Genomic DNA, 17,163 nt, shown 5'->3' with positions numbered 1-17,163 from the left:
TGTTGGCGGGAACGGTGCCGCCTCAGCGGCCCTGCGAACGCCAGCGCTTGATCGTCCGGGCCAGGCTGTCCTCTTCGCCGCCGGTGCATTTCCACAGTTCGGAGAAGAGCGGATCGCTGGACGCCGGACGCTTATGTTCTTCAAGCGTGTCGAGCGCGACGCGGATCGGGATCGAAACGCCTTCGCCGCAGATGATCGCCTCACGATTGCGCAGCGCCGGGATCGAGTCGAGAAAGCCGCGCGCGCCTTCTGGCATCGCGGCCTTCACGAAAGCCTGGTCGCGTTCGTTGTTGAGGCGCATCGCGATGATCGTGCCGAGCTGCGACAGCACGCCTTCCGCAAGGTCGGACGGCCGCTGCGTGACCAGCCCCAGCGACACGCCGTATTTGCGGCCTTCCTTGGCGATGCGGCTGAGGATGCGGCCGACCGATGAGCTGTCGGCATTGCGCTCATTCGGCACATAGCGGTGCGCTTCCTCGCACACGAGCAACACCGGCCGCTGATGCTCGCCGCGCGACCAGATCGCGTGGTCGAACACCATGCGGCTCAGCACCGAGACCACGACCGACGTGATCTCGGACGGCACGCCGGACACGTCGATGATCGAAATCGGCTTGCCCTGTCCGGGCAGACGGAACACGCGGGCGATGAAGTCGGCCATGGTATCGGCGACGAGCATCCCTGAGAACATGAAGCTGTAGCGCGGATCGGCCTTGATCTCGTCGATCTTGGTCTTGAGCCGCAGATAGGGTGCGCTGTCGCCCGCCTTGTCGAGCTTCCCCATCTCCGCCTGGATGAGGCTGGTCAGGTCGCTGAGCAGATAGGGAATCGGCGAATCGACGGTCAGCTTCGATACGCCCTCGGCCGCGCGGTTCTTCGCCTTGGCGGCGAGCAGGCACTTGGCGAGGATGTCGGCGTCCATCTGCCGGTTCGAGCCCGACGAGGTGACGAACACTTCGCAATGTTCTTCGAAGTTCATCAGCCAATAGGGCATGGCGAGATTGGAGACGTCGTAGATCGCGCCATTGCCCTCGAACGCCGCCGAATATTCGCCGTGCGGGTCGATCATCACGATATGACCTTCGGGCGCCATGTCGCAGATGCGGTGGAGGATCAGCGCCGCGCTGGTCGACTTGCCGGTGCCGGTCGAGCCCAGCAGCGCGAAATGCTTGCCGAGCAGCGCATCGATGAACAGCGCGCCGCGAATGTCCTTGGTCGGAAACACCGTGCCGACCTCGACGTGCGGGCGGTCGGCGGCGGCGTAGATTTCCTTCATGTCGCGGTTTGAAACCGGAAACACTTCCGCGCCGGGCACCGGATAGCGGGTCACGCCGCGCCGGAAGTTGAAGAGGCGGCCGGTCAGCCGCTCCTCATCCCCCTCACCGAGAAAATCGATCTGGGCGACGATCGATCCGCTCGCGGAGTCGAGCCGCAGCGAACGGACGCTCGACACCAGCCAGGTGGATCCAATCTTGATCTTGATCTGGGATCCCACTTGGCCGCTCATCGCCACGCTCGGATCGGGATGGGCGGCGAGCTGATCGAGCATGCTCTGCTTGAGCAGGATCAGCGAATTGGACCCGGCGATTTCCAGCACCGACCCGATCGCAAGCGGCACGGCATTCGGCGCGCCGACCTCCTGTCCCTCATCGAGGATTGGTGCGGAGCGGGGAGAGAAATCCATGGGGCCCTTCCTTGGCGCAAAGCTGCGCCGGTCTAGGCCACCACCGGTAAAGAAAGTCAGAAGCGACGGAACAGCGCGCCTGCCGCCCAGCCGAGCGCAACCGATAGGCCGACCGCGATCACGCCATAGATGACGCTGTGATCCTCGGCGGCGGTCGCGACGAATTGCTCGAACCCGCCCTTGCGAATCGTGATGTCGCGGACCGCCGCGGCGATCACCCGGCCGTCCTGGATCAGGAAGGTCTCCGCCGTATAGGTGCCGACCGGCACGCGTGCGGGAATCCGGATGCGGGCGCGATAAAGAACATTGTCCGTGATCAGCACCGCGCCCGGCTGTTCGGCATAAAGGTTGTTGCGCTGGCGCAGATCCACGAGACCCGCTTCGAAGCGGTTCGCTTCGTCGGGAGTGTCGGCGTCGGCCGGCGAGAGCTGCAGGTTGCGCAGACCCAGCTCGTAAATGGCGGCGGTCCGCTCGTCGACGATCTGATCGAGCGGGCGCGAGCTGGCCACGGCGTAGAAGGAGGGTGCCGAACGGAAGCGGGCGCTGTCGGCATTGACCCAAATGCCGGCCACTTTCTGCTTTTCCCTGAGCACAATGGGCTCGACCGGTCCCTTGATGACGACGGCGATATCGGCCGGCCGGTCGGGCGCGCGGCCGCCGGGATAGATGATCGCGCCGAACAGCAGCAGCTCGGCACCGGTGAAGCTGTAGATGATCTCGATATCGCGCTGCGACACGTCGGGGACCAGCACCGGCTTGGACGCGCCGATCAGCAGCGGGACGAGCAGTAAGACCAGCAGGCGCCGGATCATCCGGCCTGCACCGTGTAGATCTCGTCCGGACGCCAGCCGAGGCCGATCGCCAGGCGCAGCGCCACGATCAGCACCATCGCCGCGAGCAGCAGGCGCAGATAATCGGGCTTGAGCCGCTGGGCGAGCCGCGCGCCGAGCTGCGCGCCGACGACACTGCCGAGCAGCAGGAGAGCGGCGAGGACGATGTCCACGGCCTTGGTGGTGAGCGCATGCATCAGCGTCGCGGCAGCGGTGACGAACAGGATCTGGAACAAGGACGTGCCGACCACGACGCGCGTCCCCATGCCGAGCAGATAGATCATCGCCGGCACCATGATGAAGCCGCCGCCGACGCCGAGCAGCACGGTCAGGATGCCCGTGGCAAAGCCGAGCAGCAGCGGCGCGAGCGGCGAAATGTAGAGACCGGACGCGTAGAAGCGCCAGCGCAGCGGCAGCGCGGCGACCAGCGGGTGATGGCGGCGTGTCGGCGCCGGCGGGGCAGCTGCGCCCCGTGCGACGCGCAAGGCGCGGATCGCATCGCGCATCATCAGGCCGCCGATGCTGCCGAGCAGGAGCACGTAGAGCAGGTTGATGACGGTATCGATCTGCCCGGTCGCCTGCAGCAGCCGAAAGACGATCGCGCCGACGATCGAACCGGCCATGCCGCCCGCGACCAGCACGAGCCCCATCGGCACGTCGACCCCGCCCCGGCGAAAATGCGCGAACACGCCCGACACGCTCGCCCCGGTTACCTGGCTGGCTGCCGATGCGGCGGCGACGGTCGGCGGAATACCGTAGAAGATCAGGAGCGGCGTGGTCAGGAAACCGCCGCCGACGCCGAACAGGCCCGACAGTACGCCGACGCCCAGGCCCAGCGCCACGATCACGAGCGCGTTCACCGACAGGTTGGCGATCGGCAGATAGAGATCCATCGCTCCCTGCCTATCCGGCGCGGCGGGCAAGCGGAAGCGGGATCAGAAATCGGCCCCAAGCGACAGCACTGGTCCGGAACCCGGTCGGGCATTGCCGGCGATGCGCTGCCGCCACTCAGCGCCGATTCTGGCGGACACGGCGCCCAGCGGCGCGTGGACCACGATCTGAGGACCCGTGTCCAGGCGGGAGACGCGCGGCTGCGCGCCACCCCATAGCCCTGCGCCAGCGCCGATCCGCGTCTCGCCCAACGCTACCAGGTCACGCTCGGCTCGGAGCGCGCCGTCCACATAAAGGTCGCGCGCGTGCAGGCCGACCATTCCTGCCTGACCATAGCCGTCCAGTCGCACGCTGGGCGCGATCTGCCGGTCGATGCCGCCAAAGGCTCCCACGCCAAACGCGTTACGGCCGCCGGCATCGAGCGCGACCCGACGCTCGAAGGTGACGGTGATCGGGATGGACCTGATCGGCGTCACATCCAATGCGATGGCAGCCTCCTTGCCCTGGCTGCTCCGCATCGGCCCCGAGACGCGGGCCGCCAGATGCACGCCGTCCCGCAGAAGGTAGCGCGCGCGCAGTCCGACCTGGCTGCCGCCAAGCTGTCCCGCCGTCGCTAGCCCCGGCGCCACATCGCCGCGGATCAGCGCCCAGGCGGAGACGCTGAGGCGGCTCGGTCGTGCGGCCGGTGTGGCTGGCATGACCGCGAATGGTGCCGAAACAGCGGCAGGGACCGAAGCCAACCGAGCGGGAGATCGTTCGGCTTGGACAACCGTCTGAAGCGATCCAAACCCTTCCCCTGTTCGCTTCGAGCGAAGTCGAGAAGCGGACTGAGCCTTGAGCGCCCGCTTCTCGACTACGCTCGAAACGAACGAACCTACTGTAGCGGAAATCCCGGGCGCTCGTGGCGGCAGCGCCCGCGCCCAAATGATCGGGCGACGCGTTTCCTCCTCAGGCGTTGGCCACAGCAGGATCGCTCGCGCCGTCACCCATCCGCCTGCCACCAGGAACAGGAAGCCGATCGGGCCGAGCCTCATTCCGCCGGCATGGTCCTCGGAAACTGGTGCTCGGTCTTGTCCCACACCAAAGGCGCGCCGCGGGCGAGGCGAAAATAGGAGATGAGCGCGCGTCGGGCCGAAGCCATGGCGATGAAATTGCCGAGCAGCACGCGGGGCAGTGATGCCAGCGCTTCCGCCCAGCCATAGACCCGACCGACGAACAGCGCCCGCATCGCCAGCCGCCAGACCATCAGAGCGGTGCAAAGGGCGAACAGGGAGAGTTCGAAGCCACTGAAGCGAGGGGCGTGGCCCAAGGGCTCCAGCAAGAGAAGCATCGCGGCGGCCAGATAGCCACAGAGCAGCACCAGTGCCGAAAGGATTGCCCGCCGGTCGCGGAAGCGCATCCAATGCTCCGCCCAGCCGCCCCGCCAACCGAGCCGGGTCCAGCCGGAAAGTGCAATCCCGGCTTGCCAGCGCGCCTTCTGCCGAACGGCCGCAGCGATCGTGTCTGGAAAGTGCGCCCGGACCGCGACGAGATTGCCGGTTTTGTCGGCCGGAACGCGGACGAAGACACCGCGACCGCCCATTTCGCGCACGCGAAGCCCGAGCTCATAGTCTTCGGTGACCGTGCCCTCGTCGAACGGAGTGCCGTGCCGGTCGGCAATCCGCTGCAACAGGTCGCGCGAAAGGCCGCACCCTACCCCGGCCGACGGCACGCTCGCGCCGAGCGCCTCCCGCACCATCAGACCCTTGCCATGGCTCTCCGCAAACTCGTCGGCATAGTGGGCGCTGACGAAACGCCGCCAGATGCCGCTGTCGCGTTCGATCAGCGCCTGTACGGGCAGCTGCACAAGATCGAACCGACCACACAGCGCCGCATAAATGTCGATCTCGGCCGAATGCACGACGTCCTCGGCATCATGCAGCGCCACGGCCACGAAGCGCCGCCCGTCCGCGGCCTCATCGGCCAGCATCGCACGCCACATCGCGTTGAGATTGTCAGCCTTGGTGGTCGGTCCCTCCCTCGTGTTTATGACGAGTCGCAGGCGAGGGTCTGCACCCACAGCCTCCACCGCGGCGATCGTCGCCGGATCGTTCGGATAGCAGCCGACATAAAGGCGCACGTCGCGCCCGGCCCAGCGCCGGAGCGCGGTCGCTGCCATCGCGCCGACAACGCGATCTTCGTGCCAGGCCGGCACGAACACGGCGACAGCCCCCTTCGCCTGTGCGGCGAGGCCGATCGCGTCGGCGCGTTCGAAGCGGGAGTAAACCGTCGCGCGACGCCACAGCGTCCGTACTATCCAGATCAGGTCGACGAGCAGATCATCGAGGCCGCCAATCGCCAGGCCCAAGGCGGCAAACAAGGCGAGTTCGTGCGTCGCTTGGCTCCACGCCCAGACTGCCCCGTCCATGCCGTTTTCCCCCTGAAACGAACTTGTCGGGGGAACAGCACCGACGCAAGCCGCTATCGCACCATCTGCTCTTCCGTGCGGGTGAAGCCGGATCGTCCCTTCGGCGCATCGTCTGGCACTGCGGTGACGAAATAGGCGACGCCCCGGCCGCGAACCGGGTCGACCCACAGGCCAGAGCGCAGGCCATAGGCTTCGCCGGAATGGCCGAGCCGACGTACGCCGTCACCGAACGGATCGTTGCGGCACGCCTGCGAGGCGGCGAGCGTCTGCACGGCAAGGCCATAGGCGCACCAGAAGCCCTTCTCGGTGTCGCCATTGCCGCCGTTGAACACCCATTCGGGCCCAATCATCGCCGCGATGATGCCCGGCGCGAGCAGCCCTTCGCCCTGGCGCAGCAGGAATTGCCCGATCCGCGCGAGACCAGCTGCCGAAATCCGCGCGCCCCCCTGAGGGCTGAACAGCGCGCCGTTGGTGCCGGGCACATAGCCGGACAGGTCGCACCCGGGGCCCGGCGAAAGAACGGGGCAGTCCGGCCGCCGGCCCCGCAGATCATCCCTGCGAACGGCGCCTGCTTCGCTCTTGAGGGTCACGGCTCGGGCGACCGCGGCGTCGCTGCACGTCGTCCAATTAAAGCAGGCGTCGATCCGCAGCGGCTTGAAGACGAGCCGGGCCATCAGCGTATCGAACCGCTCGCCCGTCGCTTTCTCCATGATCGACGCGACCACCGGAAAATTGATGTTGCCGTAGCGGAAGAAGGTGCCGGGCGCGTGCTCCGCATCCCAGGCCTTCGGGTCGGACAGCGTCGTCTGCAGGGTCTGCCCGAGCGGTATGGCGTAATCGACATCGTCCTTGAGGCCGGACCGGTGCGACAGGAGGAGTCTCAGCGTGATCGGCCGATCCGGAAAGTGCGGGTTGCGCAACGGCCAGCCGAGCACGCTCGAGACGTCGGCATCCAGGTCCAAAATGCCCGCTTCGACCAGGCGCATCGCCCCGATGTCAGTGATGAGCTTCGAGATCGACGCGACACGCACGGGATCGTCGGCTCCGGCACCGCGCGCCTGCACCGACGTGATCCGATCGCGATCGAAGGTCACGCGCACCGCCACGCTGTGCGGGTTCGGGCGAGGCAAGGGGGCACAAGCCGACAGGAAAGCGGTTGCGGCGAGGATCAGGAGCCTTATGCGCGTCATCGAAGCGGAGGATGACGGCAGGACATGGCGCGCGCAATCGGTCGAGTTCTGCTGTTCCTGATCGTCGCGCTGCTGCTCGCGATCGTGCTGGTGCCGCCCTTCCTGGACCGGGTCTATTACCGCGGCCCGGTGAGCGCCCATTTCGATGGCGAGCGCTTCTTCAACCCGGACGGCGAGGACACCGCGGCGCCTCCGACCGGCGGCAGCCGCCTGGGCTTTTTCGCGCGCTTCCTGACGGGCAGCGACGGCCGCCCGCCCTGGCCGGAGTCGGTGCCGGTCACACCCACCAGGCCGCCGGCGAGGGTGGAGGGCGAGCGGATGCTCGTCACCTGGATCGGCCATGCGACGGTGCTGGTGCAGACGGCCGGCCTCAACATCCTCACCGACCCGATCTGGAGCGAGACCTCAGGCCCATTCGGCTTTGGCCCCCGCCGCGTCGCGGAGCCGGGCGTGCGCTTCGAGGATCTGCCCAAGATCGACCTCGTGCTCGTCAGCCACAATCATTACGACCATATGGACCTGACCACGCTGAAGCGACTTTGGGAGCGTGACAAGCCGGTTATTGTAACGAGCTTGGGCAACGATGCCCTGATCAGGGCGGTCGGCATACCGGACCGCAATCGCGTTACTGACTGCCCGGACTGCCGAGGTGTCGACGCGTGGGATTGGGGCGGCGGAGCCAGCCCCATCTATGGGCCGAACTTCGAACAGGCGACGCGACAAGGCAAACTGCTGAACGGCGCTATGGTTTACGTCACCCGCAATCACCACTGGGGAAGTCGCTGGTTCGCCGATCGCAATCGGGCGCTATGGTCCAGCTTCACCGTCAAGCTGCCGGGCGGCAACATTTTCTTCGCAGGTGATACCGGCATAGGCGACGGTAAGTGGCCTGCCGAAGCGGCCGCGCTTGGCCCGATCCGTTTAGCGCTGATCCCGATCGGCGCCTTCCGGTTCGTACCGGGGCAGATGGGCACCGGCAGTCACATCGGTCCGATCGACGCGGTGAAGGTGTTCGATGGCCTGAACGCCGCCCGAGCCATTCCCATTCATTGGGGCACGTTCCGGCTGAGCTATGAAGCCTATCATACGCCACCCAGGCTGCTCGCCGAGGCGATGCGCTGTGCGGGGCATGATCCGCGCCTCTTCGCACCCGTGGGCATCGGTCAGACGGTCGAAGTGCCGCCCCTCTCCCCGCAGCCGCCGGCAACGTCGCTGGGCCTGTCCTGCCTGGACTCGCCCGCCGTACGGAACCTCAAGTGACCGGCGCGCCCAAGTCCATCGGGATCCCGTTCACGGTCGCCTGTGTCGGCATTGCCAGCTTCACGTTGATGGACGCGCTGATGAAGGGACTCTCGCTGTCGATCGGAGCCTATAACGCGACCTTGTGGCGGACGCTGGCCGGAACGCTGCTCGGCGGTGCGATCTTCCTCGTGCGGCGCCATCCCTGTCCGGCGATGAGCACGATGCGCCTGCACCTGCTGCGCGGCGGCATCGTCTCGGTCATGGCCGTGCTCTGGTTCTGGGCGATCGCGCGCGTGCCGCTTGCCGAAGCCATCGCGCTGTCCTTCATCGCGCCGCTGATCGCCATCTACCTCGCCAGCTTCTTCCTGCATGAAAAGGTGCGGCCGCAGGCGCTGATCGGGTCCGTGCTCGGCTTGGCCGGGGTCGCGCTGATGCTGATCACCCGCGCGACCGGTCGCTACGACAGCGAAGTGCTAGCCGGGATGGGAGCGGTGCTCGCTTCGGCTGTGCTCTACGCCGGCAACCTGGTGCTGATGCGCAAGCAGGCTCAGATCGCGTCGCCGATCGAGGTCGGCTTCTTCCAGAACCTGACCACCGCGCTCTTCCTGCTGCTCGCCGCACCGGTCTTCGCGGTCCTGCCGGACTCGTCGCACGCGCCGCAAATTATGGGCAGCGCAGCGCTCGCCCTGTTATCGCTGATGCTCCTGTCCTGGGCCTATGCGCGGGCAGAGGCGCAGTCGCTGGTGGTGGTCGAATATACCGGCTTCGGCTGGGGTGCGCTGTACGGCTGGCTGTTCTTCTCCGAAGCGATCGGCTGGTGGGTGCTTGCCGGGACGGCACTGATCGTGTTCGGCTGCTACATCGCCATCCGGCCGCCCCGCCGGCCGCAGGAGATGACCTTGGAAGCCAATCTGTGACCCTTAGCATCCGCCTCGCGCGACCAGGCGACGAAGCCGACATCCTGCGCATGATCAAGGACCTGGCGGCCTATGAGCGCGAGCCCGACGCGGTGCAGGCGACACTCGAGTCCATCCGAACCGAGCTGTTCGACAAAGACGCCCAGGTATTCGCCTTTCTGGCCGAGCTGGGCGGGCGCCAGGTCGGCCTCGCGCTCTGGTTCCTCACCTTCTCGACCTGGACGGGCCGCCCCAGCCTGTATCTGGAAGACCTGTTCGTGGACGACGCTGTGCGCGGCCGCGGCGTGGCGAAGGCGCTGTTCCGGCGATTGGCGCAAGAGGCGAAGGCGCGGAACTGCGCGCGCATCGATTGGGCCGTGCTCGACTGGAATATCGACGCGATGGCCTTTTACGAGCGGCTCGGCGGCCGCCGGCAGGTCGGCTGGCAGCCCTGGCGGCTACACGGCGAGGCGCTCGACCAGATGGCGGCGGAGTAATGGCTTGGGCGCTGCTGATCCTCGGCGGGCTGTTCGAGGTCGGCTTCACCACCTGCCTGCGCTTCGTCGACGGCTTCCGCAACCTGCCCTGGACGGCGGGATTCCTGGCTTCGGTGGGTCTTTCGATGGGCCTGCTGGAGGTTGCCTCCCGCTCCATCCCGATGGGAACCGCCTATGCCGTTTGGGGCGGGATCGGGGCGATCGGTACGGTGATCGTCGGCATCCTGTTCTTCGGTGAGGCGGCGGCGGCGACGCGAATCGCGCTGATCTTCGGCGTGGTCGCGTGCATCGCGGGGTTGAAGCTCGTCTCTTAGGCTCCCCGTTCCCCGGCGAAGGCCGGAGCCCAGCCTTACAGAGGCGCCGCGGGCGAAGCCCACGTCGTCGGTCCTCGTGGCACGAGGCCGGCCGAGCGCGCTGCTGTTCGCAAATAGCGCCGCTATTTGCGGCATCGCGCTGGAGCGGGCGAAGGGATTCGAACCCTCGACCCCGACCTTGGCAAGGTCGTGCTCTACCCCTGAGCTACGCCCGCTCTGGCGTCTGCCCCGAAGACCGGGGCGGGTGAGGCGGCGGCCAATAGCGGGGGCCGCAGGCTTGTGCAACCCCCTTGGCAGCAGGGCGCTTTCACCCACATAGGGGCGCGAAGGAACGGAGTAAGCATGGCCAGTCTGGGAATGAGCGCAGCCGAGCGCGACGCGATCGACACGTTCAAGCGCGAGGTGGTCGAACCCTCGATGACGAACCTCGTCATCCTCGATTTCTGGGCGGAATGGTGTGGGCCCTGCAAGGCGCTGACCCCCGTGCTGGAAAAGGTCGCCGCCGATTATGCCGACAAGGGCGTGATCCTGAAGAAGATCAACGTCGACGAGAACAAGCTGATCGCCGCGCAATTCCGCGTCCAGTCGATCCCGACCGTCTATGCCCTGTTCCAGGGCCAGCTGGTCGCCGACCTGACGCCGGCCCGCACCGAGCGCCAGCTGGCCCAATATCTCGATCAAATACTAAAGCAGCTGCCGGTGCAGGGCGAGGCTCAGGCCAAGGAAGCGGAGCTGGAGCCGCTGATCGCGATGGGCGAGGAGGTGCTCGCGGGCGGCGATTCGGAGCGGGCGGCGGGCATCTTCGCGCAGTTGCTGGAGATGGCGCCCGATCATCCCGAAGTGGTCTCCGGCATGGCGCGGGCGCTGATCGGCACCGGCCAGGTCGACGACGCCGCCGGCCTGATCGAGGCTTTGCCGGAAGAGGCGCGCAAGGACCCGGCGATCACGCGCGCGGAAAGCGCCATCGCGCTGGCCCGCGAAGCCCAGCCGGTCGACGACCTCACCGCCCTGCAGCGGCAGGTCGATGCGAACCCCGACGATCTCGAGACGCGCTACGAACTCGCCGGCGGCCTGATGGCAGCGGGCGACCGCGACGGCGCCGCCGATCAGCTGCTGGCGATCATCCAGGCCGATAGGGGCTGGAACGAAGGGGCCGCACGCTCGCGCCTGTTGAAGCTGATGGAAGTGGTCGGGCTGGAGGACCCCTGGACATCGGCGACGCGGCGGCGCCTTTCCGCCCTGCTGTTCACCTGATGGGAGAAACCACCCGCCTTTCGATCTTCCCGCTGCCGGGCGCCTTGCTGTTCCCGCGCATGCAGCTGCCGCTGCACATCTTCGAGCCGCGCTATCGGGCGCTGGTCAGCGATGCGATGGCGCGCGACCGGCGGATCGGCATGGTGCAGCCGCGCGGCGGCGGCGAACCGCCGCCGCTGTTCGAGGTCGGCTGCGTCGGCAAGATCGCGCACGTCGAAGCGCTGGACGATGGCCGCTACAATATCGTGCTCGAAGGTCTGAACCGCTTCCGCATCGTCACGGAGCTGAACGTGACCACGCCATTCCGGCAGGTGGAGGCGGAGCTGGAGGAAGACGCGCCCGCGGCGCCGCTCGCTCTGGCGCAACGCGCTTCCCTCGAGGCCGAATCGCGGCGTTTCGCCGATGCGCAGGGCTATGCTGTCGACTGGAACGCGGTGTCGCGCCTCGACGACGAGTCGCTGGTCAACGGCATCGCGCAGATCGCCCCCTTCGACGTCGCGGCGAAGCAGGCATTGCTCGAAGCGGATAGCCTGGAAGAGCGCACCGAGATGATCGTGCAGCTGATGCAGTTCTTCAGCCGTCATGGCGGCGACCGCGACGATCCGGTGACCCTGCAATGATCGATCCTCGCCTGCTGGAAATCCTGGTCTGCCCGGTCACCCGCACGCCGCTGAGTTACGACGAAGCGCGGCAGGAGCTGGTCTCAGCGGCGGCGGGGCTCGCCTATCCGATCCGCGACGGCGTGCCGGTGATGCTGGTCGACGAGGCGCGGCCGCTCACCGACGAGGAGCGGACGTGATCGCACCGGAAGACTGCCGGACGATGGCGGAAGTACGCGCGGGCGTCGATGCACTCGACGAGCAGATCGTGACCCTGCTCGGCACGCGCATGCGTTTCATGGACGCGGCAGCGCGGATCAAGGCGGAGCGCGGCCACGTCCGCGACGAGGAGCGCAAGGCAGCGGTGATCGCGCATGCCCGCCAAGTCGCCGCGCAAGTGGGCTTTCCCCCCGAAATCGTCGCCGAACTTTATGACCGGCTGGTCGAGGCCTCGATCGCCTATGAGTTCGACCGCTTCGACGCGATCAGACGCTAAGCCCGCTCAGCAATTTGGGCTTGTCGCCGAACTCGCCGCGCGCTTCGGCCATGAAGAAGTCCTTGAGCGGTTTGACGCGCTGCACGGCGGACAGGCCGAAGCGGCGTACGGCGCTCGCCGCTTCACCCCTGATGCCGAACAGGCGCGCCAAGCTATCCGTCGAGGAAGCGACTAGGAACGTATCCAGGCTCCGCCAGCGTTCATAGCGCTTCATCAGTTGCGCATCACCGAGATCGAGGCCCAGCCGCGCACCCTCGACCAGCACTTCCGTCAGCGCGGCGACGTCGCGCAGACCGAGGTTCAGGCCCTGACCGGCGATCGGGTGGATGCCATGGGCCGCGTCGCCGACCAGCGCCAGCCTCTGGTCGGTAATGCGTTCGGCATGGTGAAAGCCAAGCGGATAGGCGGAGAGCGGCGCGAGCAGTTTCATCTTGCCCAGCAGCCCGCCCATGTTCCGCTCCAGCTCGGCCAGAAAGCCGCGCTCGCCGAGCTTCAGATAACCGGGCGCGTCGGCGCGAGAGACCGACCAGACGAGGCCGGAGCGATTGCCCGGCAGCATCGGCAGGATCGCGAAGGGGCCGTCCGGATAGAAGATCTCATAGGCGACATTGTCATGCGGGCGTTGGTGCTCGATGGCCGCGATGATGCCGACATGATCATATTGCCAGCGCGCCACGGTGATGCCCGCAGCCTCCCGTGTCGGTGAGTTTCGCCCTTCCGCCGCAATCAACAGCGGGGCTTCGAGGGACCGGCCATCCTCCAGCGCCACCGTGACCCGGTGCCCATCCCGATGGGTCGTCGCGGCGCGGGCGGGCATCAGCAGCTGCAAATGCTTCGCCTCGGCAGCGGCGGCGTGGAGCGTCTGCCGCAGCTGCCGATTCTCGAACATGATGCCGAGCGCGTCCCCGTCCGCCGCGGGTTGGAAGTCGAGCGCGCCGGGCTTCAACCCGTCACTCACCCGGATCGCGCGGATCGGGCAGCCCTTGCCCGCCAGGCGTTCGCCAAGCCCGATCGCCTGCAGCATCGCCCAGCTGGCGCTCGCAATGGCCGAGGCGCGGCCGTCGAACCCCGGCGCAAGCACCGCTTCGGGATCGGCCGGGTCGATCACGGTCGCCGACAGGCCATGGGCGTCGAGGGCAAGGCCAAGTGTCAGCCCGACCAGGCCGCCGCCAAGGATGATGACATCGCTCTGCATAGAGGTCCCATAGCCCTCCGCCGATGAGCGGCCTAGGGTCCATGGCGGGAGGATGGCGATGATCTTCGAGGTTGAACCGGTCGGCTGGGTGCGCGGCGGGCGCAGCGAGGCCGTGGACGATGACTGGGGCGAGAGCCGCGCCGCGATCGAGCTGGATGCGGAGCGCTTCGACCTCGAGGCGCTGATGGGCCTCGACCAGTTCAGCCATGCCGAAATCGTCTATCTGTTCGATCGCGTGAGGCCGGAGCAGATCGTGTCGGGCGCCCGCCATCCCCGCGGACGTGCAGACTGGCCACGCATCGGCATCTTCGCTCAGCGCGGCAAGAACCGGCCCAACCGGATCGGCGTCACCATGTGCCGGATCGCCGCCGTGTCGGGCCTGCGCCTGGAGGTGGTGGGGCTGGATGCCATCGACGGCACGCCGGTGCTGGACATCAAGCCGGTGCTGTCCGGCTTCCTCCCGCGCGAGGAGGTGCGCGAACCCGATTGGGCGCGGGAGATCATGGCCGGTTATTGGAAGCTCGCTTGACGGGGAGTCCGCCATCGGCGAATTAGCCGCAGAACATTTCGCGCACAAAGCGGGGGAGCCGGTGGCAACGCGGGTCGCAGATCAGGAAGCGCCGGGCTGGCGCGAGGCCATCGGGCGCGGTTTCGCGCGCAGCGGTGCGCTGGCCGGCGCTATCGCGCTTGCCGCGGGCGCCTTCCTCCTGGCTCTGGCGCTCGTCAGCTATCACCCGAGCGACTCGGCCATCAACACGGCGGCCGGCGGCGCGCCGCAGAACTGGGTGGGCGGCGCCGGAGCCTGGACATCCGACCTGCTGCTCACCCTGTTCGGTCCCGCGATCGGCCTGTTCGTGCCGCTGCTGCTCATCATGGCCCTGCGACTGTGGCATGACCGCTTCGTCGGAAGATGGCGCCGGTCTCTTCCGCTCGCTCTGTTGGGCGTGACCCTGGTCGGCACGGCGCTCGCGCTCTACCGCGACGCCGCCGTGATCGGGCTCCCTGGCGGCCTTGGCGGCGCGCTCGGCTATCTTGCCGCGGAGCTGGTGGCCTCGGCCCTCTCGCTGATCGGCGATCCGGCACTGCGCTGGTGGGCGCAGATCGGCGTGCTGGCGGTGATCGGCCTTGCCGGCCTCATCGTCTGGGCGATCAGCCTCGAGCTGGATGAGATTGAGCGCGACTGGCTGTTCCGCCGGCGCGAAGTCTTTGCCGATGAGGACGCGCGGGCGCCGGTGCGCGCGCCGAAGCCCGCCAAGGTGGCAGCCGAGAAGCGCCGGCCGGTCGAACAGGACGATCGCCCGCCGCCGGTCATCTCCGTGCCCGACCGGAAAGGCGTCGCGCCCGAGAAGAAGGCCGCAGCTGCTCCGGTCCAGACCAGCTTCGACCTGCGCGACCGCTTCACCCTGCCGCCGCTCGACCTGCTGAAGCCGGCGCCGCCGTCCACTGGTGGACCGCTTGACAAGGCCGCGCTGGAGCGCAACGCCCGCCTGCTCGAAAGCGTGCTCGACGACTTCCACGTCAAGGGCTCGATCGTCGAAGTCCGGCCGGGTCCGGTCGTCACCATGTACGAACTGGAGCCCGCTGCCGGCATCAAGGCGAGCCGCGTGATCCAGCTCGCCGACGACATCGCGCGCAACATGTCGGCGCTCTCCGCCCGCGTCGCGACCATCCCCGGCCGCACCGTGATCGGCATCGAGCTGCCCAACCAGAAGCGCGAAGCCGTGGTGCTGCACGAACTGGTCGGGTCTGGCGCGTTCGAGGAGCAGGGCGGCGCGCTGCCGATCATCCTCGGCAAGAACATTGCCGGCGATCCGGTCATCGCCGATCTCGCCCCGATGCCGCATCTGCTCGTCGCCGGCACCACCGGCTCCGGCAAGTCGGTCGGCCTGAACGCCATGATCCTGTCGCTGCTCTATCGGCTGACGCCCGATCAGTGCCGGATGATCATGATCGATCCGAAGATGCTGGAACTCAGCATCTATGACGACATCCCCCATTTGCTCTCGCCGGTCGTCACCGATCCGCCCAAGGCGATCCGCGCCTTGCGCTGGGCGGTCGAGCAGATGGAGGAACGCTATCGGATGATGGCGTCGGTCGGCGTCCGCTCGCTCGCCAGCTTCAACGACAAGGTGCGGGTCGCCAAGGCCAAGGGCCAGCCGCTCGGCCGCCGCGTGCAGACCGGCTATGACGCGGAGACCGGTCAGCCCATCTACGAGGAAGAGCAGCTCAGCTACGAGCCGCTGCCGCAGATCGTCGTCATCGTCGACGAGCTGGCCGACTTGATGATGACGGCCGGCAAGGAAGTCGAATTCCTGATCCAGCGCCTGGCGCAAAAGGCCCGCGCCGCCGGCATCCACCTGATCATGGCCACGCAGCGCCCCTCGGTCGACGTCATCACCGGTGTCATCAAGGCCAACCTGCCGACCCGCATCTCCTTCCAGGTCACCTCCAAGATCGACAGCCGCACCATCCTCGGCGAACAGGGTGCGGAGCAGCTGCTCGGCAAGGGCGACATGCTCTACATGCCCGGCGGCAAGCAGATCGTGCGTGTGCACGGCCCCTTCGTGTCCGACGACGAAGTGCGTGCGGTAGCCGATCATTGGCGCGGCCAGGGCAAGCCCGATTACATCCAGGCCGTCACCGAAGAGCCGGAGGACGGCCAGTTCGAGTTCGACGGGGCACCGAAGGGCGACGACAGCCCCGAAGACGCGCTTTATCGCAAGGCCGTCCAGATCGTGGCGGAGAGTCAGAAGGCCTCGACCAGCTATGTCCAGCGCCAGCTCCGCGTCGGCTATAACAGCGCGGCACGGCTGATCGAGCGCATGGAACAGGAAGGCAAGGTCAGCCGCCCCGACCATGTCGGTCGCCGCGAGGTGTTGATCGACACCAGCGGCGAACCGGTTTGAGGGGGCAGACGGAGCAAGCGCGGCCCGGACGAGTTCAGTGACCGTTCAAGGCGCCTGACCTAGCGCCGACGCTGCTCAGCCGGAGAAGAGAATGTTCGCTCGCTCGCTCATCGTCGCAACCGCTGCCTGCGCCATTGCCGCGCCTGCCGTCGCTCAGCCGTCGGTGATCAAGCGGGTGCAGGAGCATCTGCGCGGCGTGCAGACGATGACGGCGGACTTCGTGCAGACCGACCGCGCCGGCAAGCGGCTGGAGGGTAGGCTCACCATCAAGCAGCCGGGCAAGGCGCGGTTCCAATATGAACAGGGTGTGCCGGTGCTGATCGTCAGCGATGGTAAGGCGCTGACCTTCATCGACTATCAGGTGAAACAGGTGTCGCGCTATCCGATCGGCGGTTCGCCACTCGATGTGCTGCTCAACCCCAAGCGCGACCTGTCGATGATCGCCAAGGTGGTGCCGTCAGCTGCTCCCGGCGTGATCACGATCCTCGCGCGCGATCCGCGGCGGCCGCAATTCGGCTCCATCACCCTGGCGTTCACCGAGCGCGGCGGAGCGCCCGGCGGGCTGATGCTCGAAGGCTGGGTGGCGCTCGATGCGCAGAACAACCGCACCACCGTACGCCTGACCAATCAGCGGCTGAACGTCCCCGTCGCCGACACGGCCTTTGCGTGGGACGACCCGCGGCCGAAGAAGCGCGGCGGCTGATCCGTTCATGTTGGTGCAAGAATCGGAGCGCTAGGGGAGGGGCTGCGGAGAGGGCTTTT

Annotated in this window: 18 protein-coding genes and 1 tRNA gene; 11 read left to right on the top strand and 8 right to left on the bottom strand. The window is 67.3% G+C overall.

Going from position 1 to position 17,163, the window contains the following annotated elements:
• Nucleotides 1-22 precede the first annotated feature (22 nt).
• The 6 genes from HJG53_RS10450 to HJG53_RS10425 all read right to left on the bottom strand — a co-directional run bounded on the left by HJG53_RS10450 (nucleotide 23) and on the right by HJG53_RS10425 (nucleotide 6,918).
• The gene (locus HJG53_RS10450; protein ID WP_171130252.1) at nucleotides 23-1,684 is read right to left on the bottom strand and encodes an ATP-binding protein; all 1,662 of its coding nucleotides are present in this window, start codon (nucleotides 1,682-1,684) and stop codon (nucleotides 23-25) included.
• 56 nt (nucleotides 1,685-1,740) lie between these two features.
• Nucleotides 1,741-2,496, bottom strand: coding sequence for a TIGR02186 family protein (locus tag HJG53_RS10445; protein WP_171130250.1), 756 nt, complete (start codon nucleotides 2,494-2,496; stop codon nucleotides 1,741-1,743).
• Entirely contained in the window at nucleotides 2,493-3,407 is a 915-nt protein-coding gene (locus HJG53_RS10440; RefSeq protein WP_171130248.1) for a sulfite exporter TauE/SafE family protein, read from the bottom strand. Before HJG53_RS10440 ends, HJG53_RS10445 begins: the two co-directional genes overlap by 4 nt.
• Nucleotides 3,408-3,449: 42 nt before the next feature.
• A complete protein-coding gene (locus HJG53_RS10435) occupies nucleotides 3,450-4,103 on the bottom strand; it encodes a hypothetical protein (protein WP_171130246.1) in 654 nt (217 codons plus the stop codon).
• A 332-nt stretch (nucleotides 4,104-4,435) separates the two neighbouring features.
• Nucleotides 4,436-5,812, bottom strand: a complete 1,377-nt coding sequence (locus tag HJG53_RS10430; protein WP_171130244.1) for a glycosyl transferase family protein — start codon at nucleotides 5,810-5,812, stop codon at nucleotides 4,436-4,438.
• A 53-nt stretch (nucleotides 5,813-5,865) separates the two neighbouring features.
• A complete protein-coding gene (locus HJG53_RS10425; RefSeq protein ID WP_368039563.1) occupies nucleotides 5,866-6,918 on the bottom strand; it encodes a serine hydrolase domain-containing protein in 1,053 nt (350 codons plus the stop codon).
• Between the two features lie 108 nt (nucleotides 6,919-7,026).
• Between HJG53_RS10425 and HJG53_RS10420 the strand changes: the two genes are divergently transcribed.
• From HJG53_RS10420 to HJG53_RS10405, 4 genes are read left to right on the top strand one after another with little or no spacing between them, the layout of a single operon-like run.
• Nucleotides 7,027-8,262, top strand: a complete 1,236-nt coding sequence (locus tag HJG53_RS10420) for an MBL fold metallo-hydrolase (RefSeq protein ID WP_171130240.1) — start codon at nucleotides 7,027-7,029, stop codon at nucleotides 8,260-8,262.
• Nucleotides 8,259-9,161: a DMT family transporter gene (locus HJG53_RS10415; protein ID WP_368039562.1), complete on the top strand. Its 903-nt coding sequence runs from the start codon at nucleotides 8,259-8,261 to the stop codon at nucleotides 9,159-9,161. Before HJG53_RS10420 ends, HJG53_RS10415 begins: the two co-directional genes overlap by 4 nt.
• Nucleotides 9,158-9,637, top strand: coding sequence for an N-acetyltransferase family protein (locus HJG53_RS10410; RefSeq protein WP_368039561.1), 480 nt, complete (start codon nucleotides 9,158-9,160; stop codon nucleotides 9,635-9,637). The genes HJG53_RS10415 and HJG53_RS10410 overlap by 4 nt, the downstream gene beginning before the upstream one ends.
• Nucleotides 9,637-9,951, top strand: a complete 315-nt coding sequence (locus tag HJG53_RS10405; RefSeq protein WP_171130239.1) for a multidrug efflux SMR transporter — start codon at nucleotides 9,637-9,639, stop codon at nucleotides 9,949-9,951. Before HJG53_RS10410 ends, HJG53_RS10405 begins: the two co-directional genes overlap by 1 nt.
• Nucleotides 9,952-10,091: 140 nt before the next feature.
• On the opposite strand, the gene HJG53_RS10400 is transcribed toward HJG53_RS10405, so the two are convergent.
• Nucleotides 10,092-10,166 (bottom strand) — tRNA-Gly (locus HJG53_RS10400).
• Between the two features lie 142 nt (nucleotides 10,167-10,308).
• Between HJG53_RS10400 and HJG53_RS10395 the strand changes: the two genes are divergently transcribed.
• The 4 genes from HJG53_RS10395 to HJG53_RS10380 are packed head-to-tail and all read left to right on the top strand — an operon-like array spanning nucleotide 10,309 to nucleotide 12,300.
• Nucleotides 10,309-11,205 carry a tetratricopeptide repeat protein gene (locus HJG53_RS10395; RefSeq protein ID WP_171130717.1) on the top strand — a complete coding sequence of 299 codons (897 nt, stop codon included), beginning with the start codon at nucleotides 10,309-10,311 and terminating at the stop codon, nucleotides 11,203-11,205.
• Nucleotides 11,205-11,825 carry an LON peptidase substrate-binding domain-containing protein gene (locus HJG53_RS10390; RefSeq protein WP_171130237.1) on the top strand — a complete coding sequence of 207 codons (621 nt, stop codon included), beginning with the start codon at nucleotides 11,205-11,207 and terminating at the stop codon, nucleotides 11,823-11,825. The genes HJG53_RS10395 and HJG53_RS10390 overlap by 1 nt, the downstream gene beginning before the upstream one ends.
• Nucleotides 11,822-12,004 (top strand): Trm112 family protein, encoded by a 183-nt coding sequence (locus HJG53_RS10385; RefSeq protein ID WP_217352755.1) that lies wholly within the window; start codon nucleotides 11,822-11,824, stop codon nucleotides 12,002-12,004. Before HJG53_RS10390 ends, HJG53_RS10385 begins: the two co-directional genes overlap by 4 nt.
• Before the next feature lie 23 nt (nucleotides 12,005-12,027).
• Complete coding sequence (locus HJG53_RS10380; RefSeq protein WP_171130713.1) at nucleotides 12,028-12,300, top strand: chorismate mutase; 273 nt, start codon at nucleotides 12,028-12,030, stop codon at nucleotides 12,298-12,300.
• Here the strand turns inward: HJG53_RS10380 and HJG53_RS10375 are convergent.
• The gene (locus tag HJG53_RS10375) at nucleotides 12,290-13,495 is read right to left on the bottom strand and encodes an FAD-dependent monooxygenase (RefSeq protein WP_171130235.1); all 1,206 of its coding nucleotides are present in this window, start codon (nucleotides 13,493-13,495) and stop codon (nucleotides 12,290-12,292) included. The genes HJG53_RS10380 and HJG53_RS10375 overlap by 11 nt on opposite strands.
• A 58-nt stretch (nucleotides 13,496-13,553) precedes the next feature.
• Here HJG53_RS10375 and HJG53_RS10370 point away from each other — a divergent pair, with 58 nt between their 5' ends.
• The 3 genes from HJG53_RS10370 to HJG53_RS10360 all read left to right on the top strand — a co-directional run bounded on the left by HJG53_RS10370 (nucleotide 13,554) and on the right by HJG53_RS10360 (nucleotide 17,104).
• Nucleotides 13,554-14,024: an SAM-dependent methyltransferase gene (locus tag HJG53_RS10370; protein ID WP_171130233.1), complete on the top strand. Its 471-nt coding sequence runs from the start codon at nucleotides 13,554-13,556 to the stop codon at nucleotides 14,022-14,024.
• Nucleotides 14,025-14,085: 61 nt separating this feature from the next.
• A complete protein-coding gene (locus tag HJG53_RS10365) occupies nucleotides 14,086-16,401 on the top strand; it encodes a DNA translocase FtsK 4TM domain-containing protein (protein WP_171129743.1) in 2,316 nt (771 codons plus the stop codon).
• 91 nt (nucleotides 16,402-16,492) lie between these two features.
• Nucleotides 16,493-17,104: an outer membrane lipoprotein carrier protein LolA gene (locus tag HJG53_RS10360; protein ID WP_171130231.1), complete on the top strand. Its 612-nt coding sequence runs from the start codon at nucleotides 16,493-16,495 to the stop codon at nucleotides 17,102-17,104.
• The last annotated feature ends 59 nt before the right edge of the window (nucleotides 17,105-17,163 follow it).

This window comes from Sphingomonas sp. ID1715, assembly GCF_013044515.1.
Lineage (GTDB): Bacteria > Pseudomonadota > Alphaproteobacteria > Sphingomonadales > Sphingomonadaceae > Sphingomonas_B.
The sequence above is the reverse complement of the archived record's forward strand: the minus strand, read 5'-3'. Positions and strand labels throughout refer to the sequence as shown.

Excerpts from the sequence above, each read along its gene's own strand:
- HJG53_RS10450 (WP_171130252.1), bottom strand. The coding sequence starts at position 1,684 with ATGGATTTCTCTCCCCGCTCCGCACCAATCCTCGATGAGGGACAGGAG.
- HJG53_RS10445 (WP_171130250.1), bottom strand. The coding sequence starts at position 2,496 with ATGATCCGGCGCCTGCTGGTCTTACTGCTCGTCCCGCTGCTGATCGGC.
- HJG53_RS10440 (WP_171130248.1), bottom strand. The coding sequence starts at position 3,407 with ATGGATCTCTATCTGCCGATCGCCAACCTGTCGGTGAACGCGCTCGTG.
- HJG53_RS10435 (WP_171130246.1), bottom strand. The coding sequence starts at position 4,103 with ATGCCAGCCACACCGGCCGCACGACCGAGCCGCCTCAGCGTCTCCGCC.
- HJG53_RS10430 (WP_171130244.1), bottom strand. The coding sequence starts at position 5,812 with ATGGACGGGGCAGTCTGGGCGTGGAGCCAAGCGACGCACGAACTCGCC.
- HJG53_RS10420 (WP_171130240.1), top strand. The coding sequence starts at position 7,027 with ATGGCGCGCGCAATCGGTCGAGTTCTGCTGTTCCTGATCGTCGCGCTG.
- HJG53_RS10405 (WP_171130239.1), top strand. The coding sequence starts at position 9,637 with ATGGCTTGGGCGCTGCTGATCCTCGGCGGGCTGTTCGAGGTCGGCTTC.
- HJG53_RS10395 (WP_171130717.1), top strand. The coding sequence starts at position 10,309 with ATGAGCGCAGCCGAGCGCGACGCGATCGACACGTTCAAGCGCGAGGTG.
- HJG53_RS10390 (WP_171130237.1), top strand. The coding sequence starts at position 11,205 with ATGGGAGAAACCACCCGCCTTTCGATCTTCCCGCTGCCGGGCGCCTTG.
- HJG53_RS10385 (WP_217352755.1), top strand. The coding sequence starts at position 11,822 with ATGATCGATCCTCGCCTGCTGGAAATCCTGGTCTGCCCGGTCACCCGC.
- HJG53_RS10380 (WP_171130713.1), top strand. The coding sequence starts at position 12,028 with ATGGCGGAAGTACGCGCGGGCGTCGATGCACTCGACGAGCAGATCGTG.
- HJG53_RS10375 (WP_171130235.1), bottom strand. The coding sequence starts at position 13,495 with ATGCAGAGCGATGTCATCATCCTTGGCGGCGGCCTGGTCGGGCTGACA.
- HJG53_RS10370 (WP_171130233.1), top strand. The coding sequence starts at position 13,554 with ATGATCTTCGAGGTTGAACCGGTCGGCTGGGTGCGCGGCGGGCGCAGC.
- HJG53_RS10360 (WP_171130231.1), top strand. The coding sequence starts at position 16,493 with ATGTTCGCTCGCTCGCTCATCGTCGCAACCGCTGCCTGCGCCATTGCC.